The sequence below is a fragment of the Bradyrhizobium sp. genome (assembly GCF_050014615.1).
Taxonomy (GTDB): Bacteria; Pseudomonadota; Alphaproteobacteria; order Rhizobiales; family Xanthobacteraceae; genus Bradyrhizobium.
In genome coordinates, this window is sequence record NZ_JBEKCZ010000354.1 from 1 (window position 1) to 2,641 (window position 2,641).

At 61.4% G+C, this 2,641-nt stretch carries 4 protein-coding genes and 1 pseudogene; 4 read left to right on the plus strand and 1 reads right to left on the minus strand.

Features of this window, described 5'->3' with window-relative positions; translation table 11 throughout:
* Window positions 1-650, minus strand: a pseudogene (locus ABR948_RS29465) (helix-turn-helix domain-containing protein); the annotation flags it as partial.
* Between the two features lie 90 nt (window positions 651-740).
* Here ABR948_RS29465 and ABR948_RS29470 point away from each other — a divergent pair.
* The 4 genes from ABR948_RS29470 to ABR948_RS29485 form a co-directional block, all read left to right on the plus strand.
* Window positions 741-1,184 (plus strand): SRPBCC family protein, encoded by a 444-nt coding sequence (locus ABR948_RS29470; protein ID WP_428124829.1) that lies wholly within the window; start codon window positions 741-743, stop codon window positions 1,182-1,184.
* A 41-nt stretch (window positions 1,185-1,225) separates the two neighbouring features.
* Window positions 1,226-1,975: a DUF899 family protein gene (locus ABR948_RS29475; protein WP_428124831.1), complete on the plus strand. Its 750-nt coding sequence runs from the start codon at window positions 1,226-1,228 to the stop codon at window positions 1,973-1,975.
* Window positions 1,976-1,984: 9 nt separating this feature from the next.
* A complete protein-coding gene (locus ABR948_RS29480; protein WP_428124833.1) occupies window positions 1,985-2,287 on the plus strand; it encodes a hypothetical protein in 303 nt (100 codons plus the stop codon).
* Between the two features lie 68 nt (window positions 2,288-2,355).
* Window positions 2,356-2,641 (plus strand): hypothetical protein (locus tag ABR948_RS29485; protein ID WP_428124835.1); only part of this gene is annotated, 286 nt, incomplete at its 3' end.

A 2,641-nucleotide genomic window follows, 5' to 3' on the forward strand; every position in this document is an offset into this window, starting at 1 on the left:
TCAACCTCATCAAGCAGGAGGAGCCGCTCCTCACCGTGCGCAATCAGCCGCGCAGCCGGTGTATTCAGGATGAGAGCGGTGCTTTCAACCTCAGCCATCAACGCCGGAATATTCGCAAGACGAGCCGCGCGCTCTGCCTCGGCAAGCGCGGCGCGCGCTGTTTTCATCCGCAAGCGCCGCATCGCGATTCCCGCGACCACCAACTCGTGAGCGGCCCGCAATGCCGGCGGCAGGAATCCGGCATCGAACTTCGCCAGCGCGCGTTCGGCTTCGTCGAGGCGTCCGATTAAAAGAAGACGCCGTACTTCGAGATGCCGCGCGTGCGCGGCGTTCGTCCGGTCACCGCGCCGCTCAAGCACCACCCGCGCCGTATCGAGCGCCTTGGCGGGCCAGTTCAAGTCGCGCGACACGAGTGCGATTTCGGCCTCGGCGACGATGCATCTCGCGCGGGCTACCGCCTCCTTCGGGCCAAAGGCGCGCGCCGCCCTTCGCAGCAGGGCTTTCGCCCGAACGAGATCGCCGAGCTGAGCCATCGCGACGCCCCGAAGCGCCAGAGCCGGCGCGTCGTTGCGCAAGGAGACTCGCTTCAATGCCCCCAGGGGGTCGCCCGCCGCGAGTGCATGCGCTGCGGCAGCAATCAGCGAGTCCATCGGAATCCCGCCAAACTTGTAACTCCCACCATCTCATCATCCGGCATTAGGTCTGTCTCACGATCAACAACATGGAACGGAGAAACGGACATGCCTGACATTCTGCATAAGGTTGGAATCAAATCGTCGTCGCTGGACGATGTCTATAACGCATTGACCACCGTTGCGGGGCTTTCCCGCTGGTGGACGCGCGACACTCAGGGAGAAAGCAAGGTCGGCGGCGAGCTGCAATTCCGCTTTGGCGAAGGCGGCTTCGACATGAAGGTTCTCGAACTGCAGCCCGGCAAGCGCGTTCTGTGGCAGGTGGTTGACGGCCCGGAAGAATGGCTCGGCACCAAGATCAGCTTCGATCTGGCACAGAACGGTGACTGGGCCGTTGTTCTCTTCAAACATCAGGGCTGGAAGGAGCCGGTGGAGTTCATGCACCACTGCAGCACCAAATGGGCGGTCTTTCTGTTGAGCCTCAAGTCGCTTCTCGAAACTGGCAAAGGCTCGCCCTGGCCAAACGAGATCAAGCTCGACAGTTGGGAATAGCAGGAGCTCGATCACCATCAGTCAATGTGACGGAGAGAACGATGAACAACATTATGAAAGATGAACTTGGAGCGCCGAAAATAGCCGATCGCGGCACCTTCCAGGCCGAGGTGGATACACTGCGGGTTCAGGAGAAGGCGCACATGCGGGCGGGTGACGCGATTGCGGCTGCGCGCCGGCGGCTCCCGATGGTCGAGGTGGATGGCACGACAGCAATCATCAGCGAACGCGGCGCGGTGACGCTATTGGACGCGTTCGAGGAACGCCGGATGCTCATCGCCTACTATTTCATGTGGCACGCCGGCAAACCCGCTCCGGAGCAATGCGAGGGGTGCACTTTCTATACATCGCAGGTCCGCGAGCTGTCCTTCATTCATTCACGCGACGTCACCTACGCCACGTTCTGCCAAGGTCCGTATGAAGAGAGTTCCCGGTACCGCGACTTCATGGGCTGGGAGATGCCTTGGTATGCGATCCAGGGCGCGTCGCTCGACACTCTCCTGGTTGGACGCCGTGTGGGCATGATGCACATCGTTTGCTATCTACGGCAGGGCTCGCGTGTCTTCGAGACTTACTGGACGACGCGGCGTGGCGTCGAAGCGATGGACAACAGCTACCGGTTGCTCGACTTGACCGTCTACGGGCGGCAAGAGAGGTGGGAAGACTCGCCCGCCGGTTGGCCGAAACAACCGAAAGGCAAGCACAATTACCGTACCGATGGACGCCCCATCGTCCAATGGCCTCGTGTAAACGCCGGGCATTCGGACGATCTCGGCACCAGCGGGCGTTGAGGGACGGTCATGTCTGATATTCTCATGATGTCACACCTGGCCGGTTCGAAGCAGACGTTCGGAAAAAGTTTCGGATCGGCGAGCCGCGTCGCGGCGGAGTGGCTATGCTTCGCGGCCGCGCCGACATTCGCGGTGATGGCGCTGCTGACCGCTTTCGATGGCAGTCAGCAGGATATGCTCTGCGCGGCCATGCAACATGCGTCGCCGTTTGGCGGAATGGTTGCGATGTATTTGCTGATGACTGCCTTTCATTCGGGGCCGTGGCTGAAGCTGATCTCACGGGGACGTCGCATAGGCAGCGGTCGGGTCTAATCAGTGCTCAGAAGCGAGCGCATAACCAAGGACTATTTGTAGGTACGTCGTCGGCATCCGAGGAGATCTTGCAAGACGATCCTCACCTGCAACGCCTGCTCGATGCCTTGCCGCTTCGCGTCAGGCGTTCCTACGCATGGCTGATGCGGCCTGAGGCGAGGTGGATGCGATGGCCGCTCGGCCTCGCGCTCATCGTCGGCGGTGTGTTCGGTTTCCTGCCGGTTCTGGGTTTCTGGATGGTGCCGTTCGGGGCGCTGCTGATCGGCGAGGACATCCCGCCGGTTCGTCGTGTAACGTTGCGGCTTCTCGGTCAGCTCTATCGCTGGTGGGATGCGTGGCGTTCATCGCCACGGC

Bases quoted from the DNA above. Each gene is read 5' to 3' on its own strand.
- ABR948_RS29470 (WP_428124829.1), top strand. From the start codon at position 741: ATGCCTGACATTCTGCATAAGGTTGGAATCAAATCGTCGTCGCTGGAC.
- ABR948_RS29475 (WP_428124831.1), top strand. From the start codon at position 1,226: ATGAACAACATTATGAAAGATGAACTTGGAGCGCCGAAAATAGCCGAT.
- ABR948_RS29480 (WP_428124833.1), top strand. From the start codon at position 1,985: ATGTCTGATATTCTCATGATGTCACACCTGGCCGGTTCGAAGCAGACG.